Annotated in this window: 22 protein-coding genes; 14 read left to right on the forward strand and 8 right to left on the reverse strand. The window is 63.5% G+C overall.

The genetic code is table 11. The features are described 5' to 3' along the window. From QRN04_RS04075 to QRN04_RS04085, 3 genes are all read right to left on the reverse strand, one after another. Nucleotides 1-232: NAD(P)/FAD-dependent oxidoreductase (locus tag QRN04_RS04075; RefSeq protein ID WP_284974883.1), on the reverse strand; the 232-nt coding region annotated here is incomplete at its 3' end. A gap of 30 nt (nt 233-262) precedes the next feature. Further along, nucleotides 263-685 (reverse strand): arsenate reductase ArsC, encoded by a 423-nt coding sequence (locus tag QRN04_RS04080; RefSeq protein WP_284974884.1) that lies wholly within the window; start codon nt 683-685, stop codon nt 263-265. A 156-nt stretch (nt 686-841) separates the two neighbouring features. Continuing rightward, nucleotides 842-1,516 carry an arsenate reductase/protein-tyrosine-phosphatase family protein gene (locus QRN04_RS04085; RefSeq protein ID WP_284974885.1) on the reverse strand — a complete coding sequence of 225 codons (675 nt, stop codon included), beginning with the start codon at nt 1,514-1,516 and terminating at the stop codon, nt 842-844. A 45-nt stretch (nt 1,517-1,561) separates the two neighbouring features. Here QRN04_RS04085 and QRN04_RS04090 point away from each other — a divergent pair, with 45 nt between their 5' ends. After that, complete coding sequence (locus tag QRN04_RS04090) at nt 1,562-2,302, forward strand: aquaporin (RefSeq protein WP_284974886.1); 741 nt, start codon at nt 1,562-1,564, stop codon at nt 2,300-2,302. Between the two features lie 59 nt (nt 2,303-2,361). Next, nucleotides 2,362-2,709 carry an ArsR/SmtB family transcription factor gene (locus tag QRN04_RS04095; RefSeq protein ID WP_284974887.1) on the forward strand — a complete coding sequence of 116 codons (348 nt, stop codon included), beginning with the start codon at nt 2,362-2,364 and terminating at the stop codon, nt 2,707-2,709. 271 nt (nt 2,710-2,980) lie between these two features. Here QRN04_RS04095 and QRN04_RS04100 read toward each other — a convergent pair whose 3' ends face one another. After that, nucleotides 2,981-4,015 carry a cytochrome c oxidase assembly protein gene (locus QRN04_RS04100; protein WP_284974888.1) on the reverse strand — a complete coding sequence of 345 codons (1,035 nt, stop codon included), beginning with the start codon at nt 4,013-4,015 and terminating at the stop codon, nt 2,981-2,983. Nucleotides 4,016-4,017: 2 nt separating this feature from the next. Beyond that, nucleotides 4,018-4,536, reverse strand: coding sequence for a MarR family winged helix-turn-helix transcriptional regulator (locus tag QRN04_RS04105; RefSeq protein WP_284974889.1), 519 nt, complete (start codon nt 4,534-4,536; stop codon nt 4,018-4,020). Nucleotides 4,537-4,822: 286 nt separating this feature from the next. On the opposite strand from QRN04_RS04105, the gene QRN04_RS04110 reads away from it, so the two are divergent. The 6 genes from QRN04_RS04110 to QRN04_RS04135 all read left to right on the forward strand — a co-directional run bounded on the left by QRN04_RS04110 (nt 4,823) and on the right by QRN04_RS04135 (nt 11,094). Beyond that, a complete protein-coding gene (locus QRN04_RS04110) occupies nt 4,823-7,153 on the forward strand; it encodes a transglycosylase domain-containing protein (RefSeq protein ID WP_284974890.1) in 2,331 nt (776 codons plus the stop codon). Between the two features lie 644 nt (nt 7,154-7,797). Then, nucleotides 7,798-8,412: a hypothetical protein gene (locus QRN04_RS04115; RefSeq protein ID WP_284974891.1), complete on the forward strand. Its 615-nt coding sequence runs from the start codon at nt 7,798-7,800 to the stop codon at nt 8,410-8,412. A 112-nt stretch (nt 8,413-8,524) separates the two neighbouring features. Continuing rightward, a complete protein-coding gene (locus QRN04_RS04120) occupies nt 8,525-9,274 on the forward strand; it encodes a hypothetical protein (protein WP_284974892.1) in 750 nt (249 codons plus the stop codon). A gap of 30 nt (nt 9,275-9,304) precedes the next feature. Then, on the forward strand, nt 9,305-10,021 hold the full coding sequence (locus tag QRN04_RS04125; protein ID WP_284974893.1) for a class F sortase: 717 nt from the start codon (nt 9,305-9,307) through the stop codon (nt 10,019-10,021). A gap of 70 nt (nt 10,022-10,091) precedes the next feature. Further along, nucleotides 10,092-10,556, forward strand: a complete 465-nt coding sequence (locus QRN04_RS04130) for a cupredoxin domain-containing protein (RefSeq protein ID WP_284974894.1) — start codon at nt 10,092-10,094, stop codon at nt 10,554-10,556. A 43-nt stretch (nt 10,557-10,599) separates the two neighbouring features. Beyond that, a complete protein-coding gene (locus tag QRN04_RS04135) occupies nt 10,600-11,094 on the forward strand; it encodes a hypothetical protein (RefSeq protein ID WP_284974895.1) in 495 nt (164 codons plus the stop codon). A 248-nt stretch (nt 11,095-11,342) separates the two neighbouring features. Here QRN04_RS04135 and QRN04_RS04140 read toward each other — a convergent pair whose 3' ends face one another. Further along, complete coding sequence (locus tag QRN04_RS04140) at nt 11,343-11,477, reverse strand: hypothetical protein (protein WP_284974896.1); 135 nt, start codon at nt 11,475-11,477, stop codon at nt 11,343-11,345. Nucleotides 11,478-11,591: 114 nt separating this feature from the next. Here QRN04_RS04140 and QRN04_RS18115 point away from each other — a divergent pair, with 114 nt between their 5' ends. Together QRN04_RS18115 and QRN04_RS04145 are read left to right on the forward strand one after the other, a co-directional pair. Continuing rightward, nucleotides 11,592-12,029, forward strand: a complete 438-nt coding sequence (locus QRN04_RS18115; protein ID WP_350224910.1) for a low affinity iron permease family protein — start codon at nt 11,592-11,594, stop codon at nt 12,027-12,029. Nucleotides 12,030-12,119: 90 nt separating this feature from the next. After that, complete coding sequence (locus QRN04_RS04145) at nt 12,120-12,446, forward strand: hypothetical protein (protein ID WP_350224911.1); 327 nt, start codon at nt 12,120-12,122, stop codon at nt 12,444-12,446. A gap of 113 nt (nt 12,447-12,559) precedes the next feature. On the opposite strand, the gene QRN04_RS04150 is transcribed toward QRN04_RS04145, so the two are convergent. Further along, the gene (locus tag QRN04_RS04150) at nt 12,560-12,760 is read right to left on the reverse strand and encodes a hypothetical protein (RefSeq protein ID WP_284974897.1); all 201 of its coding nucleotides are present in this window, start codon (nt 12,758-12,760) and stop codon (nt 12,560-12,562) included. Between the two features lie 134 nt (nt 12,761-12,894). Between QRN04_RS04150 and QRN04_RS04155 the strand changes: the two genes are divergently transcribed. After that, a complete protein-coding gene (locus QRN04_RS04155) occupies nt 12,895-13,632 on the forward strand; it encodes a GAF and ANTAR domain-containing protein (protein WP_284974898.1) in 738 nt (245 codons plus the stop codon). A 122-nt stretch (nt 13,633-13,754) separates the two neighbouring features. On the opposite strand, the gene QRN04_RS04160 is transcribed toward QRN04_RS04155, so the two are convergent. After that, nucleotides 13,755-14,267, reverse strand: coding sequence for a hemerythrin domain-containing protein (locus QRN04_RS04160; RefSeq protein WP_284974899.1), 513 nt, complete (start codon nt 14,265-14,267; stop codon nt 13,755-13,757). Nucleotides 14,268-14,680: 413 nt separating this feature from the next. On the opposite strand from QRN04_RS04160, the gene QRN04_RS04165 reads away from it, so the two are divergent. From QRN04_RS04165 to QRN04_RS04175, 3 genes are all read left to right on the forward strand, one after another. After that, entirely contained in the window at nt 14,681-15,010 is a 330-nt protein-coding gene (locus QRN04_RS04165) for an ATP-binding cassette domain-containing protein (protein WP_284974900.1), read from the forward strand. 114 nt (nt 15,011-15,124) lie between these two features. Next, nucleotides 15,125-15,460, forward strand: a complete 336-nt coding sequence (locus QRN04_RS04170; RefSeq protein ID WP_350224916.1) for an AAA family ATPase — start codon at nt 15,125-15,127, stop codon at nt 15,458-15,460. Beyond that, nucleotides 15,453-16,226: an ABC transporter permease gene (locus tag QRN04_RS04175; RefSeq protein ID WP_284974901.1), complete on the forward strand. Its 774-nt coding sequence runs from the start codon at nt 15,453-15,455 to the stop codon at nt 16,224-16,226. Before QRN04_RS04170 ends, QRN04_RS04175 begins: the two co-directional genes overlap by 8 nt. Nucleotides 16,227-16,421 lie beyond the last annotated feature (195 nt).

Raw genomic sequence — 16,421 nt, forward strand, 5'->3', positions numbered from 1 at the left:
ACTTTTCCGCCTGCTCCTGGAGCCCGTCCATCAGCTCAGGACCCTGGATGCCCCCGGGGAAGCCAGGGAAGTTCTCGACGTCGGTGGTGTTCATCAGCGCGCCACCGGCAGTGACCGAGCCGGCCAAAACCAAGGGGTTCAACCCGGCCCTGGCGGCATAAATCGCCGCTGTGTAGCCGGCAGGACCGGACCCGATGATGATCAGTTGTTCGTTGTGGACCTCGGTGCTCACGTGAGCCTCTCCTCGTGTTCGAAAAGCCGGTTACTTGGAGGCCGGGACGAGGGAGGCGATCAGGCCCTCGACGCGGGTCTTGATCTCATCGCGGATCGGACGGACGGCATCCACGCCCTGGCCTGCGGGGTCTTCCAAGACCCAGTCGTCGTAGCGCTTGCCCGGGAAGTAAGGGCATTCGTCGCCGCAGCCCATGGTGATCACGACGTCGGATTCCTTCACGGCTTCGGTGGTCAGGACTTTCGGGATTTCGGCGGACATGTCGATGCCCAGTTCGGCCATGGCCTCGACGGCGGCCGGGTTGACCTTGTGGGCGGGTTGGGAACCGGCGGAGCGGACTTCGATCTCACCGTTGCCCAGGGTGGTCAGGAACGCGGCGGCCATCTGGGAACGTCCGGCGTTGTGGACGCAGACGAACAGGACGGAGGGCTTCTTCGTGGTTTCGGTGCTCACGGGTGTCACTCCTGGAATCGTTGTGTGAACGGGTAGGTGGGTTTGAAGCGGTGCGCCCGCGAGGGAGACTCTCCGTATTGAACATTGATGATGATCGATATAGGGAGTATCGGACGATAGATTGATGAATGTCAATATTGCACCGAACGCCAGATGCTAGGCGGCGGTGATACGGGGCGCGAGGTCGTTGATGCGGTGGGCGATGTCATTGAAGGTCGCATCGAAAGCGGCTGCCGTGTCCAGGCGGAGGGGGTCAGGTACGGACCAGTGGATTCCGCACAGCCCGGTCAGTTCTTCGTGGGCGTTGTCGCAGACGGTCACGACCAGGTCGGCCCCGTCAGCAACCGCCTCCAGGGTGCGCGGGGCAATGTCCGGCAAGTCCAGCCCGTGGCGTCGGGCGGTCTCGACGGCTCCGCGGGCGATGCGGTCTGCGGGGTGAGTTCCGGCCGAAGCCGCGGGGATGTCGCTGACCTGTCGCCAGAGGGCGGTGGCCAGTTGGGAGCGGGCACTGTTGCGGGTGCAGACGAACAGGACACGGCTGGCCGCGTGTGTCGCCCCGGGTGCAAGTCCATCCAGGGCGCCTGTTGCGAGGCGGAGGTAGCTGCGGCGCTTGTCCGCTTCGGAGCGGTGGCGGGTTGCCAGCCCGGCCTCCTCAAGCGTGCGGAGGTGGTGGGAGAGCAAGTTGGCGGGCATGCCCAGTTCGGCCTGGAGCTCCGAGGGCGAGAAGTCGCCCAGCGTCAGCAGGTCCATGATGCGCAGGCGCGCCGGATCGGCAAGGGCTGCGTGCCTGGCTACCCGCGCCTGGAATGTGTCAGCTGATTCAATGTTCATTGATTCAATTTTGACTGAGTTAATTCTTTGGGTCAAGCTGTTGGCATGACTTCACTCCAACCGCCCCTATGGCGCCGTGCCATCGCTGAACTCATCGGCACCTCCGTGCTCGTTGCCATCGTCGTCGGCTCGGGGATCGCCGCCCAGCAACTGTCCCCCAACGATGTTGGGCTGCAGTTGCTGCAAAACAGCACGGCAACGGTGCTTGGACTGGCGGTCTTGATTCTGGTGTTCGGGCCGGTCAGCGGCGCCCACTTCAACCCCGTTGTCTCCCTGGTCGACTGGTTCCTTGGGCGGCGCAGCGGATCCGGCCTGCCCTTGCCGGACCTCGGCCTCTACGTCCTGGCCCAGATTATCGGCGCCATCGGGGGCAGTGTTCTGGCAAGCGCGATGTTCGAGGTGGGCACCTCCATCTCGACCAAGGAGCGGGCAACGGCGGGTCATCTGTTGGCGGAGGTGGTCGCGACAGCCGGCCTGGTTCTGCTGATCTTCTCCCTTGCGGCCACAAGGCGCGGAGCTTTGGCTGCCCCGGCGGTCGGTGCCTATATCGGCGCTGCGTATTGGTTTACGTCCTCGACGTCGTTCGCGAACCCGGCCGTGACCATCGGGCGTATTTTCAGTGACACTTTCGCTGGCATTGCGCCGGGTTCCGTCCTGCCGTTCATCGCCGTCCAGATCCTCGGCGCCGCTGTTGGCGTGGGAGTCCTGCTCTTGCTCTTCCCACATGCCGACAGGGCCGCCGACGACGTCGTGATTCCTCACTCCGCCGAAGCAGCCAAGAAATAGGCCTGTCTCGACGACGGTCCAAACATTGATGAATGTCAATGTTGCGACATAATAGGTAGATGACCTCGCTGCCCCTTCTTGAACCGGATACGCAGACCACGTGCTGCCCGCCGGCTGTCCCCGGCCTTGGCGCTGAGGAAGCACAGCGCCGGGCCGTGGTGTTCAAAGCGCTGGCGGACCCCAACCGGCTGCGCCTGCTCTCCATCGTCAAGGCCGCCGACGGCGGGGAAGCTTGCGTCTGCGATCTCACCGAACCTCTGGATCTTGGCCAGCCCACCGTTTCCCATCATCTGAAGATCCTGGTCGAGGCGGGTCTGTTGCACCGCGAAAAGCGCGGAACATGGGCGTATTACTCGCTGGTCCCCGGAGCCTTGGATGACATCGCCGGAATCCTTGCAGCACTATGAACCGGGGTTTTGAGGTGCGGATCATGACCCGAGCCGATTGGCCGCAGTGCAGGCCACGAACCCGGCGCTGACGCTGGCTCCGGTGAGCAGGGCCCGGCCGGTCTCCGATCTCCGGTGCTTGGTTCGGGCGGTCGAAGAGCCGGTGCGGTTGGCTGGGAAAGGGACAGGATAGGCCGGAAGCATCGGAAATCCGCAGGGGTTGGGCGCAGCTTTGAGCCCGAGCGTGAATGCGTACAGGACCGCTCCTGCGCCTGTGCCGGAAGGAGCCAAGTCAGTGCCGGCCCCCGTTGCGGGTGTCCAGTGAACTCAGGTAGGCGTTGTAGGCGGCGAGTTCGGTGTCGCCTTCACGGGACGCTCGCCTCTCTGCGGCCCCGGTGGTGCGCTGGTCCGACTTCTGCCATTTCACCACGAGCACCCCGAGGACAAGGAGAGTCGGAAGCTCCGTGAATCCCCACGCGATGCCGCCGCCGGCGGCCTGATCGGCCAGGGGGAATACGTGCCAGCCTGGCACTGGCGTGGAGTAGAACCTGACCATTAAGGCAGTGGACATCATGACCACGACCCCGAAAAAGGCGTGGAAGGGCGCCGTCGCGGCAAGCTCAAGCACTGGCAGTACCGAGCCGGCCTTGGCGCGCAGCCCGTCCCGGGATTTGCGCGGGGAAGGGTCGACGCCGATGATCCCCCAGAAGTAGATGAACCCAATAAGAAGGAAGTGCACGAGCATCAGGTTGTGCCCCCACCAGGTGCCCATCAGGTAGTCGAAGACTGGGGTGAAATAGAGCCCGTACAGGCTGGTCATGAACAGGGAGAATGTCACGGCAGGATGCATGAGGACGGCGGCAGCCCGGCTGTGAAGGAGCCGCAGAACGCCCCGCCTTATGCTTGCGCGGCGTCCCGTTCCTGCCGGCAAGGCCCTGAGCAGCAGGGTCACCGGGGCCCCGAGGACCAGGAAAACGGGAGCGAGCATGTTCAGGACCATGTGCTGGACCATGTGGACGCTGAAGAGCTCCATCCCGTAGCCCTCGATTCCGGTGGCCGTCACGGACAGCACGGTTGCCAGGCCCAGAAGCCACCAGATGCTCCGCGCAGCCGGCCAGCGCACGCCCCTGCGGCGGAGAACGAAGACACCGCTTCCGTAAAGCAACAACAGGATGAGGACGATTAGTGGCAGAACGGGGACGGGCTGGGGGTGCCAGGCCAGCACACGTTCCAGCGTGGGCGGCAGGCCGGGCATCCACATCGGCCCGCTCATCGCTGTTACCGGATCCCCGGCACCGGGGTCCGGCATGGCGTGCTGCAGCGCCACCTCTAGATCCCCAAGATTAGTGTCTCGTCGGCGGAGGGCTCCCCGGCGGCACGGGCGAAGACCTCAAAGCCGGCCAGCACCGCGTCCAGGTCCGGCTCGGAGAGCTTCTCCAAGACCACTGCGATTTCCCGTTTGCGGGCACCGGTGACCTCGGCATACACCTGTGCACCCTCTTCCGTCAGGGAAATGATGACCTCGCGGCGGTTGTCTGGGCTGGCCGAGCGCGCGATGAGGCCGCCGGCGACCATCCGGTCGGCGAAACGGCTGAAGCTGGACTGGTTCGCCCCTACATGCTGGGCCAGTTCACCCATCCGCAGCGGTCCGAAGTTGGACAGCACCACCAGGACCCGGAACTGGGGCAACGTCACCGTGTCCATCACCGGTGCCAGCGAACGGGCGATGACCCCCAGCAGGGCCCGTGAAGCCGTCAAGGTGCTTGTGAGGGCGGCATCGTCCGGGGACCCGTATGCCGGATCCCCCCACGGGCGAACGGCGGTGGTGGTAATCTTCATACTTGTCATAGTACATATGTTGCATCACCTCATGTATGGCACCACATCATGCATAGGAGACTTTCCTTGACCGCGCAGCCCGCTTTTCTTCCGTCCCTGGTTCCGGTCCGGGCGGACCGGATTTCTCTGGAGGAAGGTCACGGGCTCCTCGTGTCTGCCGGTGGCCATGGCGGTCGTGGTGGGTGCCGAGGCGGCACTCCACCACGACCGACAATCAATTCGATTCATCACCAGAGAACTTGAGGAAGATATGTTCAATCGGATACGAATTCGGCCTTGGCCCCGTGAACGAGGCATGCTTCCGCACGGTGCTGGGTCGGATCCGGCCGGGACCCGGGCACCGGCCGCTGTGGCTTCCGGTAGGAACCGGCTCCTGGACACGGGAACAACGCTCGGCCGGATCCTGATCTTCCTCGGCGTGAGCGCAGTCTGCGGGATGCTCGTGGCCGGTCTGATGGTGCCGGCCGCGGCCGTGGCCGGAATCACGGCGAACGGCTCGGTCCAGTTCTTCAACGGACTGCCCAGCGAGCTGGCCGTGGCCCCTCCCGGGCAGGTGACGAGGGTCCTCGCGGCAGATGGATCCCCGATCGCGACGCTGTTCAACGAGAACCGCACCCAGGTTCCCCTCGATCAGATGTCCGCCAATATCAAGAACGCTATCGTGGCAATCGAGGATTACCGCTTCTACGAGCACGGGGGTATCGACCCGACAGGCATCCTCCGCGCCCTCGTGACGAACAGCGGCGGGGCCCGGCAGGGTGCCTCCACGTTGACCCAGCAGTACGTGACCAACGTGCTCAACGAGAACCTCATCGCCCAGGGCAAGGACGCCCAGATAGTGCTCAACGGCCAGAAGAGCATCAGCGACAAACTCCGTGAGATGAAGCTCGCCATCGCCCTCGAGAAACAGTTCACGAAGGACCAGATCCTCGCCGGCTACCTCAACATCGTAGGCTTCAGCGCCAACGCCTACGGCATCCAGGCCGCCAGCCAGTACTTCTTCTCCGTCGACGCCAGGGACCTCACCCTGCCCCAGGCGGCCCTGCTCGCTGGCCTGGTCAACGGCCCCTCGCTGTTCGACCCGACCCAGCACCCGGCGGCGTCCAAGACACGGCGGGACCTGGTGCTCGATGCGATGCTCCAGCACGGCTACATCGACCGGCAGCAACACGACGACGCCGTCAACACGCCGATCCAGCTCAAGGTCAACCCGCCCAAGCAGGGCTGCGCCTACGCCGTCCAGGCCCAGTACTTCTGCGACTACGTCCTCCACCAGATACAGAACGACCCCGCCTATGGTGCGACCCAAGAGGACCGGATCCAGAAGATCATGCGCGGTGGCCTGACCATCAAGACCACCCTGGACCCGCGCCTCCAAGGACCCGCCCAAGCCCAAGTCGACGTCACGACAGGGGCGAACCCTGACAAATGGGGAGCCTCCCTCGTGACGGTCCAGCCCGGCACGGGCAAGATCCTCGCCATGGCACAGAACTCCCGCACGCTCGCTGGCCAGGGAACCGGCTTCGTCTCGACATACAACTTCAACGTCGACCGCGCGGACGCCAACGGCAACGACCTGGGCGGCGTGGGCGGCATGCAGCCAGGTTCGACCATGAAACCCGTGACCCTCGCGGCCTGGCTCGGCGAGGGCAAAACGACGAACCAGATTGTCGACGCGTCAAAGCGGCGCTACGGCGTCAACTACCCGTGGAAGACCACATGCGGCCCCGTCCATGGCTGGTTCGACAGCACTCTTCCACCCTCCACGGACCTCCAGAACGATGAACCCGGCTGGTACCGGCCCATGACTGTCCGCGAGGGCATCTACAACTCAATCAACACCGCGACGTTCGCGTCCCTCGCCGGGCTGAACGACTTCTGCGACGTCCAGCGGGCCGCCGACGCCATCGGCCTGCACTTGGGCGACGGGAACGACAAGAAAATCGACCTCTCGACCCTGGGCAACATCTTGGGCAGCCAGAACGTCGCCCCCGTGACGATGGCCAACGCGTTCGCAACCTTCGCCGCGGACGGCACGTACTGCGCCCCCCTCTCCATCGCCGAAGTCGACGACGCCGCGGGCAACAGAATCGGAGGGCAGGCATCCGCGTGCCAGCCGAACGCCCTGAAACCGGATGTCGCCAAGGCCACCACCAATGTCCTCCAGGATGTCCTCACCAAGGGCTCGGGCCTGCTCATCCCGCAGAAGCTCGGCGTCCCGGACGCCGCCAAGACCGGAACCAACCAGTACAACAATCAGACTTGGGTTCTCGGCTACACGAAAGGCCTGGCAACGGCGTCCTTCTTCGGAGACCCCTTCAACGGTGGTCCCTCCCGGCTCGGACGCGACATCACGGTCAACGGCAAATTCTATCCACTGGTCGACGGGGCCTATATCGCCGGACCACAGTGGGCGCAGTACATGCAGCAGGTCGTCGGGCTCTACGACCATGGTGACTTCGACGCCCCGCCCCAGAACCTGATCGACGGTTCAACGCCACAGACCCCCAACAGCGATCAGGCCACGGGCGGAAGCGCCGCGAGCCGGGCTCCGCAGCCAACTGCGCCCCAGCCCCCGATAGCCCCGTCGAAGCCCGGCCACGGAAACGGAAAGGGGAAGGGCTGATACCTCTCGCGGTGGCAAGCCAGACCCCACGGACTGCCTGCTAAGGGCCCGGCGAACGGGCGCTTCCGGTCTCGCGGCTTGCAGGCCGCACTCGAGGTTCCCGCCGGGCCCCCGCCGACACGGACGAACCCCCGCCTCCCTTACGCAGCCCACATCCGCCCAACGCCGGAACATCTAGGGCGTCAGCCATCGCCCATCACTGGACCTCGCACCCTTCGCCCGCTTCCAGTTTTGGTCGGCATAGATCCGCTTGGCGGCGCGCCGGGGCCCGGAAGGACTTGACGAGTTTCGTCAGTACCACCACAACAGGTGGTCAAAGCTGGTGGGACGCACTCTCACAGGGCCCCCTCCTCTACTTGGCCTCATACCGCCCTTCGGGCCCGCCGCTCTCGGCTTTTTGAGACGCATGATCGTAGATGTTATGGCGCGTACTGCGTCCCGGTTATCCCCAGTAGATCCCGTCCCGGATGCTTGCACGTAGCGTTGTTCCGCTGGCCTCTTCCACGGCCTGCTCAAGCTTCACCCGGGGCTCTCAGGGGTGAGCCGCGGACTGGACCCATCCGCGGGCCCTGCCGCAGCGAATACTAGGGGAAAGGGCTCCGGCGCATCCTGTGCCGGGCTTCGAGAGGCGTGAAAGGTGCATCATGAAAAGCAGGACGCGCTTCCACTTTGCCGGGCGCTCCCAGTTCGCGCGGGGTGCCTGGATCGGTGCTGTGAGCGTGTCCGCGGTGCTGCTGGCCGGATGTGCCGCGGGCCCGGGAACCGCCGCCCAGGCACCCGGCAGCCCCTCAGCTCCTCCGCCAACCACCACTGTTTCGGCCTCCGCAGCGGCGAGTTCGCCGTCGTCGTCGGCAAAGATGATTTGCGGGGACGAAACCCGATCCAACATTGTCCGGATCCTCGGGTTGGCGTCGACACCCCAGACCACCGACGCCTGGAAGGACCGGCTCTATACCTGTACTTATGCGTTGCCGGCGGGTCCCTTCGTGTTATCGGTCAAGGAATCGGCTGACCCGGCCGCCGCCCGCGCCTATTTCGATCAACAGCAGGCGGTAGTCCGTGGCACTCTCATCGGGGGGTTGGCGAATTTGGGTTTCCCGGCTTTCCAAACGGCCACCTCGGCGGTGTTTGTCAAGGACAGCTTCGTCCTGACGGTGGACGCCTCATCCCTTCCCGCAGTGGTCGGGCCCCAACAGATCGCCAACGGTGCGTTTGCCTACCAAGTCGCCACCACCGTCCTGGCCTGCTGGTCCGAATAGAAATGTTTTTAGGAATCCCACCCATCCGTGGTCGGGACCACAACGAATATCAGGTGTCACAGTCATGCGCGTCCCCAACCGGGAGCGTTCATTCCATTCGAAGGATAAAGTCATGAAGAAATCAGCTTTCCTGATCGCCCCGGCCCTTGCCTTGGGTGCGCTTGCACTATCCACCAGCCCCGCCCTCGCCGCAGACACCACCAACTACCAGGCCAATCTGGCCTCGATCAACGGCAGCAACGCCTCGGGAACGGTGATGATTACCGTCAGCGGTAACCAGGCCACCGTTACCGAAAAGGTTTCAGGACTCGCTGCGACCTTCGGCGGCAACCCCTACCCGCACGTCCAGCACATCCACATCGGAGCCAAGGGCACCTGCCCGGACATGTCCGCGGACACCAATAAAGACGGCGTAATCAGCACCACGGAAGGCGGTCCGTCCTACGGCGCGATCGGTGCGACGCTTTCAACCAGCGGCGACACCAGTCCGGCAGCGGGCACCGATTTGAAGGTCGCGGGCATGGGCGCCTCCTACACTTACAACCGAACCTTCGCCTTGGACGCGAAGACCGCTGATTCCCTCAAGGCCGGCACCGCCGTCGTCGTCGTCCACGGCCTGGACCCGGCCACCCTGTCAGCCGCCGCGCAGAAGGAACCCAGCGACCTCGTCCCGTCCCTGCCCCTGGCAGCCACCTCACCCGCCCTGTGCGGGACCCTGACAGCAATGCCTGCCGGGGCCCCCGGCACCGGTATCACGACCCCGGCCCCGGCGGGACCTGACCTGGGCCTGATGGCTGCAGGCGGCGGTCTCGTCCTGGCAGCCGGCGGGGCTTACGCGCTTCGCCGCCGCATGGCCTCCTAGGGCCCGGAAAGCAGAGATTCCAGGGACCTGATGGAACCACTGAACAGCAGCCGCCGCGGACGCTTCATCGTGTCCGCGGCGGCCGCCCTGCTCCTGGCGGGCGGCATCGCTACCACCGCCCTCGGGCTTCACGCCCAGCCGCCGCCATCACAGGCGACCGCCACGCTCCCCGCCACAGCCCCGACGACGTCTGCGGCGGAAGTACCGGCTCCGACACCGAGCCCTGCAGCGACAGCCAGTTCCGCTCCGGCTGCCGTGCCTGTTGCGCCCGACGCGGCCCTGCCGGCATCCGTACCCCTCCGGGTGGAAGTGCCGTCAATCGGTGTCGACGCGGCCCTGCTGCCGCTGGGCAAACAGGCCAACGGAGAGATCCAAACTCCGCCCGGGGAACCCGGTGCGCCCGGGGGCTGGTACCAGGGCTCGCCCACCCCAGGACAGACCGGCTCCGCCATCATCCTCGGCCACGTCAACGCCATCAACACCCCGATCGGACTGTTCTACCGCCTCCACGAACTTACCCAGGGCCAGGACATTACCCTGATCCGCGCTGACCACATCGCCGCAGTCTTCACCGTGGACAAGGTAGACGTCTACCACAAAGCCGCTTTTCCCACCGTGGATGTCTATAAGAACGCTGATCGACCCGAAGTCCGCCTGATCACCTGCGGCGGCTACGATCCCGCCACCAGGGAGTACCTGGACAACACTGTGGTCTACGCCCACCTGACCTCCAGCCACCCTGCCTGAGGCCGCAGCCGATCCAGGCGGGCAACTGCCCACCACCATTCACCGAAAGTCGCGCGAAAAGGAAAAACAGATGACGACCACAAAAGCCCGTCAACGCATCACCCTCACCCTGCTCGCGGTGACCACCATCCTGGCCGCCAGCGCCTGCGGGACCGCGGGTACGGCGACCACCCCGACGGCGGCCTCTCCGGGCGCTGCCTCATCGGGCACCGCCTCATCGAGTGCGTCCATGGACCCCGGCATGGGGGGATCCTCCATGGGATCAACCTCCAGCGGGTCCACCGCCATGGCGGATACGACCATTCACATTAAATCCTTCGCTTACAGCGGCCCCGCTGACGTCGCGGCCGGAGCGATGATAACCGTCATGAACATGGACACAGAGGCGCACACCGTGACCGCCGATGACGGCTCCTTCAACGTCGTGGTCAAGCCCGGCACCAGCGCCATGTTCACCGCCCCGGCGAAACCCGGAAGCTACGCATACCACTGCACGTACCACTCCAACATGCACGGAACCCTCACGGTCAAATAGGCCGCAGATAGGCCCCGACAACCAACCTCGTGGTGAGGACCCCATGAAACAGCACGGATACCGTACTTCCCGCAGCCGCAGGGGCTCGCCGGTGCCTGTGCTCCTGCGGCTAATCATTGTGGTTACCTTGGTCATTGATGCCGTCGTCCACATCCGGCTGGCCCCCGGCTACCAGTCCGCTGCCCCTGACGGCATCGGCGAAGGAAACCTCTTCTTCTTCGAAGCGGCAGCTGCCGCTGCGGCGGCGCTCTACGTCCTTGTCCGGCCCGGCAAGGTAGCGTATCTGGCGGCCTTGGTCGTCGCCGGCGGAGGCCTTGGCGTCCTGCTGCTCTACCGTTACATCGACGTGCCGGCTTTTGGGCCCTTCCCGGCAATGTATGAACCCGTGTGGTTCACCGAAAAAACCCTGACGGCCCTGGCACAAGTCGTCGCCACGATCGCAGCCGCTATTGCCCTACACCGCACCCGGCTACCAAGGAAATCGAAGAAGGACACCGGGGAATTTCTTCACCGGGCGCACCGACGCAGCAGAGGCTAGGCAGGCCGAAGAGAACATGTCAGCAGCCCCGGAAATGTCGTTCTCGTCCATGAGATCCCTCGCTGCATAGCCGGGGTGGTCATTGCGGGTCTCCCGAAGTTGTGGTGATCTCCTGCCAGCCACCTGCGCACTGGCGGACGAACCGTGGGCGGTCGGAGTGATGTCCTTTTTCGACGTCGGTCACGGCCGACTCCGGCACCTTTCGGTGCCTTGCCAAACAACCGGGCGGGACTGGTGGGGTTCTGCCCTTAGCGGCGGTCCCTGTCGATTCCGTCTGTTTGGATGTTTTTCTTGCGGGCTTCCGCGCTGGCCCGGCGGTCCTCGGAGACGGTGCCCTTCTCCAGACGGACGCGCTCCACTAGAACGGTTTCCTCCGCCGTCACGGGCCGTGCATGGGTGTTTGTTGGGTCGGTCGCCGTACTGATTTTTTGGGCCCCCTGGTCCGTTGCTGGGGTTTCTCCGATAGTTGGCAGCTGGTCATCAACACGAATTCCCCCATGGTGACGTTCCTGATGGTCCTGATTATCCCGAACACGCAAAACCGGGATCCGGCGGCGAGGCATGTGAAGCTGGACGCCATCATGCTTGAGCTGAAGGCCAGTAACGCCAAACTTTACGATGCCGAGAATGAGGGGTGTGAAGAAACCACTGATGAATACCCCGAAACATTAATGTGTGCGGTCCTCCGGGGCCCCTTGCAGGCCGTGCTGGTCGGAGGAATTGGCTGGATGAGAAGATGGAGTATGGGTCAGAGCTTCTCTTCAAGCCGGGCAGTCCTCGGATTCCGTGAATCAGGGTTCGCTAAGCGAGGCGGTCCGGTTGCCCCTCCACAATCCCAGCAGCAAACAGATGCTCCTTGTAGCCAAGCTTCGCGAAATCGCCGAAGCGCAGCTCGCACGCGGCGCCTTCAACGGCTCTGGCATTCCCACCCGTAGCCTCCCACTCCCGGCGCAGAGGCAACGGAAGCGCACAGTGAGCGTCGTTTCACGCCGGGATAATCTGACGGTCCCGGATGGACACCGCGTATGACAGAACCTGACAGAAACAAACCAGCACATGGGTTGACGGGCTCTGAGCAGACCCAGCTCAACGGCCTGCGTAGAGCCATGGGCAGCGCTGGGATAGAGAACGCTGAACTGTGGCTGCGGTACTACGGTATCGGAGGCATTGTCGGTGAATACGAGGTAGAGGCGTATCTCCAATTGCTGCTGTCTCTGCCGCCGTTGGAGAGGGACTTGCTGGCACGTGCGGCAAATGAACTCATCGATGAGCTCCCTGCGCGCCTGCGGGCGCCCTATGCAGGAGATGAAGCGCCAGAGCCGGAAAACGACGAGCCGGTAAAAGATATATAAAACGGCGGTCTCCCGGCCATGACCACCAGGCCCCGCAGCGGGCGCGCGGGGCTCGAAAGAGATCGATGGCCCCGAAACGGGACCCTAAAACCAGTGCGTCAACCTCATAGAGGCTAGCCAATATCCAGGTCGTCGAGAACCTGGCGAAGGATTACCAGGTCGACGGGCTCCGGAACCAGCACGCCGTAGATGAGGGCTTCGTATTCGAACTCGGCGGCGTTCCCGCCCTGTGCCCAGTACCTGATCCATAGACGTTCAAGGCTGATGTCGTTGTTCACTAGGAGCCAGCGCACGCTCTGCAGTAGGTCATTCATAGGGGATATTCCCAGTGCTATTCGGGGTTCTCTGCGCATAATTCGTCAGTGTACTTATCAATAATGTACAAGGCGGGGATTTGCGGTGCAACGTAGGAAGCAATGTCCGGGGACCCGGGCCTACCATGGTGCTTATGGAAACCCCAGCACACGCCGAACACATCCTGAGCCTGCATGAGTTGGTGACGAGCAGTTCCGATATCACGGGTATTTTGCGTGGTGTGACGGGGTTCGCCTCCACTGCGATGACCCGAGTAGCGGGCGCGCCGATTGACTGCGCGCTGACTCTACGCAGACGTAAACGTACCGCCACCATCGCGGGCAGCAGCGAGAAGGCGGTGCTCTTGGACAACATCGAACAAAAACTCGGGCAAGGCCCATGTTTGGATGCTCTGAATGCGGGGCACCCGATGTTGCTGGCCGACGTGGCCACCGATGTTGAATGGCCCGAGTACAGCCGCGTCCTGGCAGAGAACGGGTGCCGCAGCGCATTGGGCGTCCCGATGGACCTCGGGGAGAGCTCTGAAGCTGTACTGAACTTCTTTGCCCCGGAGGCCGGCTTGTTCACCTCGGAGGTGATCGATGAAGCTGCTGCGTTCGCGGACGTCGCCGGGAGCACTCTGCGCTTGGCGATCCGGATCGAAACCGTCGAACAGCTCAACAGGGACTTGAAAACGGCCATGGCCAGCCGGACCGTCATCGACCTTGCCTGTGGAGTGATTATGGCCCAAAACCGCTGCACCCAGGACGAAGCCTTCAAAACGTTGAACAACGCCTCCAGCCACCGGAACGAAAAGGTCCACGCCGTCGCGAGCAGTATCGTCGCGAACCTGAGCGGAACCACCAGGACCTCCGCATATTTCGAGGATTAGCCGAGCCAATACCGGGCAAGTGGACCAAAGGCCGGCCGCGGCTCTCCGATGGCCTCATCCGTGGCCGGTCCTGCACGTCCACAGCTCGTCTCGAGGGCAGGAGTGTTCGAGAGAAGGGCAGGCTATTGGTTCTTGTCGACGTATTCCGCGGGGCTTACATCCCGGGCTTTGATGCCTGAGGCGTGTGCGGATTCAAAGATGCTGAAGGCCAGGCCGAGACGATGCCGAAGATCCAGCGGGGCGTGTTGACGGAAGTCAGCCAAACCTTCGCGTTCTTCCTCAGCCATGTGATCGCCGTTGACTTCATTGGTTTTTGCCACGGCGGCCCACCACTGAGCGGTCCCGGATGCGTGGCCGGTCACCTCGGCCACGGCGTCGCGGATCTCGTTGTGGTCGTGTATGGCATCGGTCGTTTCGTCCCCGGCTGAGTCTTTCCCGCCGGCGCCCCGCCCCAAGTCCAGCAAGGCTGGGTAGAACAGCTCCTCTTCTGCCTTGGCATGGACTTCCAACAGGATGCGAAGCCGGTTCCAGACAGCGTCCAACTCCTCCGGCCGGCAGTCATGCATCTCGTCCAACAGCGCGAAGAGGCGCCGCTGCTCATGATGGTCACTGAGGATTACTTCGGCTATGTCCATGGTGCTCCTCCACTGGTTCAGGCGTCCCCGGACCGGAGAACTTGCGGGGGATACCGGCCCAAAGGGTTCTGTACCCACCCTACTCCTAGGAAAAATGAGGTGCTGGGGGCCAGGCAAGGCCGTACCGTGGGCAGGGTGGCCCGCTCAGCCCTAACAGTACCGGTAGTCCTTGCGGTCGCCGTGAGTATCCGGACGGAGGTAGCCGTGATCGTTAAACGCCGTTTGGACGGAGGAGCAAACCGGTGGACCACCCTGTCATGCGCATGTGGGCATGCCGGGGGAAAGGGGGATTACCGACGTATAGGTATCGCCGTGCGGCGGAAACGCTTCTCCACCGTCTTCGATTTAGACTCGGCATAGGACCGCCTGGAAACCAGGCGCTGGGACGATCCGAGGGGTACACGACGTGTGAAGTGAATGAACCGGCACCGCCAGCGGTCCTGGACGTCTACGAGCTGAACGTCGCCTACGGTGGTCGGAGCGTGGTTGAAGGTGTCAGTTTTCAGATTCACCGCGGGGAGATCTTCGGCCTATCGGGCCCGAACGGTGCAGGGAAGACGAGCACGCTCAGTGCCATTGAAGGCTTAGTCAGACCGAAGTCCGGGCGGCTGCTGGTGGACGGAATCGATGTCCAACAGGAGCCTCTGGGCGTGAAAGCGTGCCTCGGGGTGCAATTGCAGTCCTCCAGCTTCCAGGCCGAGCTGACGATCCAGCAGAGCGCAAGGCTCTACGGTGGCCTTTAGGGGTGAAACTCTCGCGTGAGCAGATCGGTGCGAGCATGCGGACCATCGGGCTCGAACAGGAAATAGGCAAAAGGTTCAAACAGCTGTCAGGGGGGGCAGCAGCAACGACTCGCACTGTTCATCGCCACGATCCGCAGCCCCCTTCTTCTGCTGCTTGACGAGCCGACCGCCGGGCTGGACCCGCAGTCACGCCGCGGCCTATGGCGTCGCATCGAAGAGCTCCGCGGCGAAGGCAACAGCATCCTTTTGACCACCCACTCAATGGAGGAGGCGCAGGCGGTGTGCGACCGTGTGGCGATCATCGACCACGGGGTACTGCTGACCATCGGCAAACCGTCGGAGCTGATCGACAAACACCGGGACGATCCGCGCGTGCTGGCAGTCGCCCACGGCGCACCGACCTTGGAAGATGTTTTCATCGGACTGACAGGAAGTGAGATCCGTGACTAACAACAGCGTCGACACTGTCCGCCCGCAGCGCGGGCTCATGATGGGCTCGCTGCTGCGTGCGGACTCCATCGTGATGCTCAACAGCAAGACCTCACTTGTCTTGAGTGCCCTGCTGCCGGTCGTCATCCTAGTAGTCACGAGCTTAGGCAAATCGCAATCACGGCTCGGCGGGTCAGACCTTCTCATTGGCTTGGCGTTGAGCCTCGGACTGCTCACCTCGTGTCTGCTCGGATTCCCCTTGGCCCTTGCCCGCGACCGGGAGATCGGTGTGCTGCAAAGGCTTCGGGTTACCCCGGCGCCCAACTGGATGATCATGACCAGCCGCCTTGTCGTTCAGGTAGCCACGAACCTGCTCGCTTCCGTCATTGTCGTCATCGTCGGCTCCATCGTTCACGGGCTGACCCTCAACATCGGCCAGTACCTCTTGGTCATCGCCATCGCGGTCCTCGGAGCAGCTATGTTCTTGGCCATTGGGCAGGCCCTGGTCGGCTTGGTCCGGTCAACCAACGCCGTCAGTGCGATCGGCCGGTTGCTCATGATCTTCCTGCTGCTCCTCGGTCTCCTCGGGGACAGCGGCATCCTCGGGGACTCGATGCAAACCATCGCGGGCTGGTCACCTGTCGGAGCCCTCCTGGCACTCTTCTCAGATGTCCTCAGCCAGTCTGCTTGGAGCGGTCAGGACACCTATTCAGTCTTGGCCTGTGTGGTATACATCGTGGTGTTCGCTTTCATCGGAATCCGCTGGTTCCGCTGGGACTCGCGGTAACCCATATCAGCCGGGAAGACCAGCACCGAGCTGGCCTGAGACGGGTGCAAACTTCAACCCCCGCCGATAACGCGGCCCACATTGCCGTGGCCATGGAAAGCAACGGTCACCGACGAATGGTTGTGTCAACTTGATTGGCTCACAGTGGGACCTCGCGGATTCCAACCATCGTCCCAGCACTTCTCCAGGTGGGCT

It is taken from the genome of Arthrobacter sp. efr-133-TYG-104 (genome assembly GCF_030208915.1).
Classification (GTDB): Bacteria; Actinomycetota; Actinomycetes; order Actinomycetales; family Micrococcaceae; genus Arthrobacter.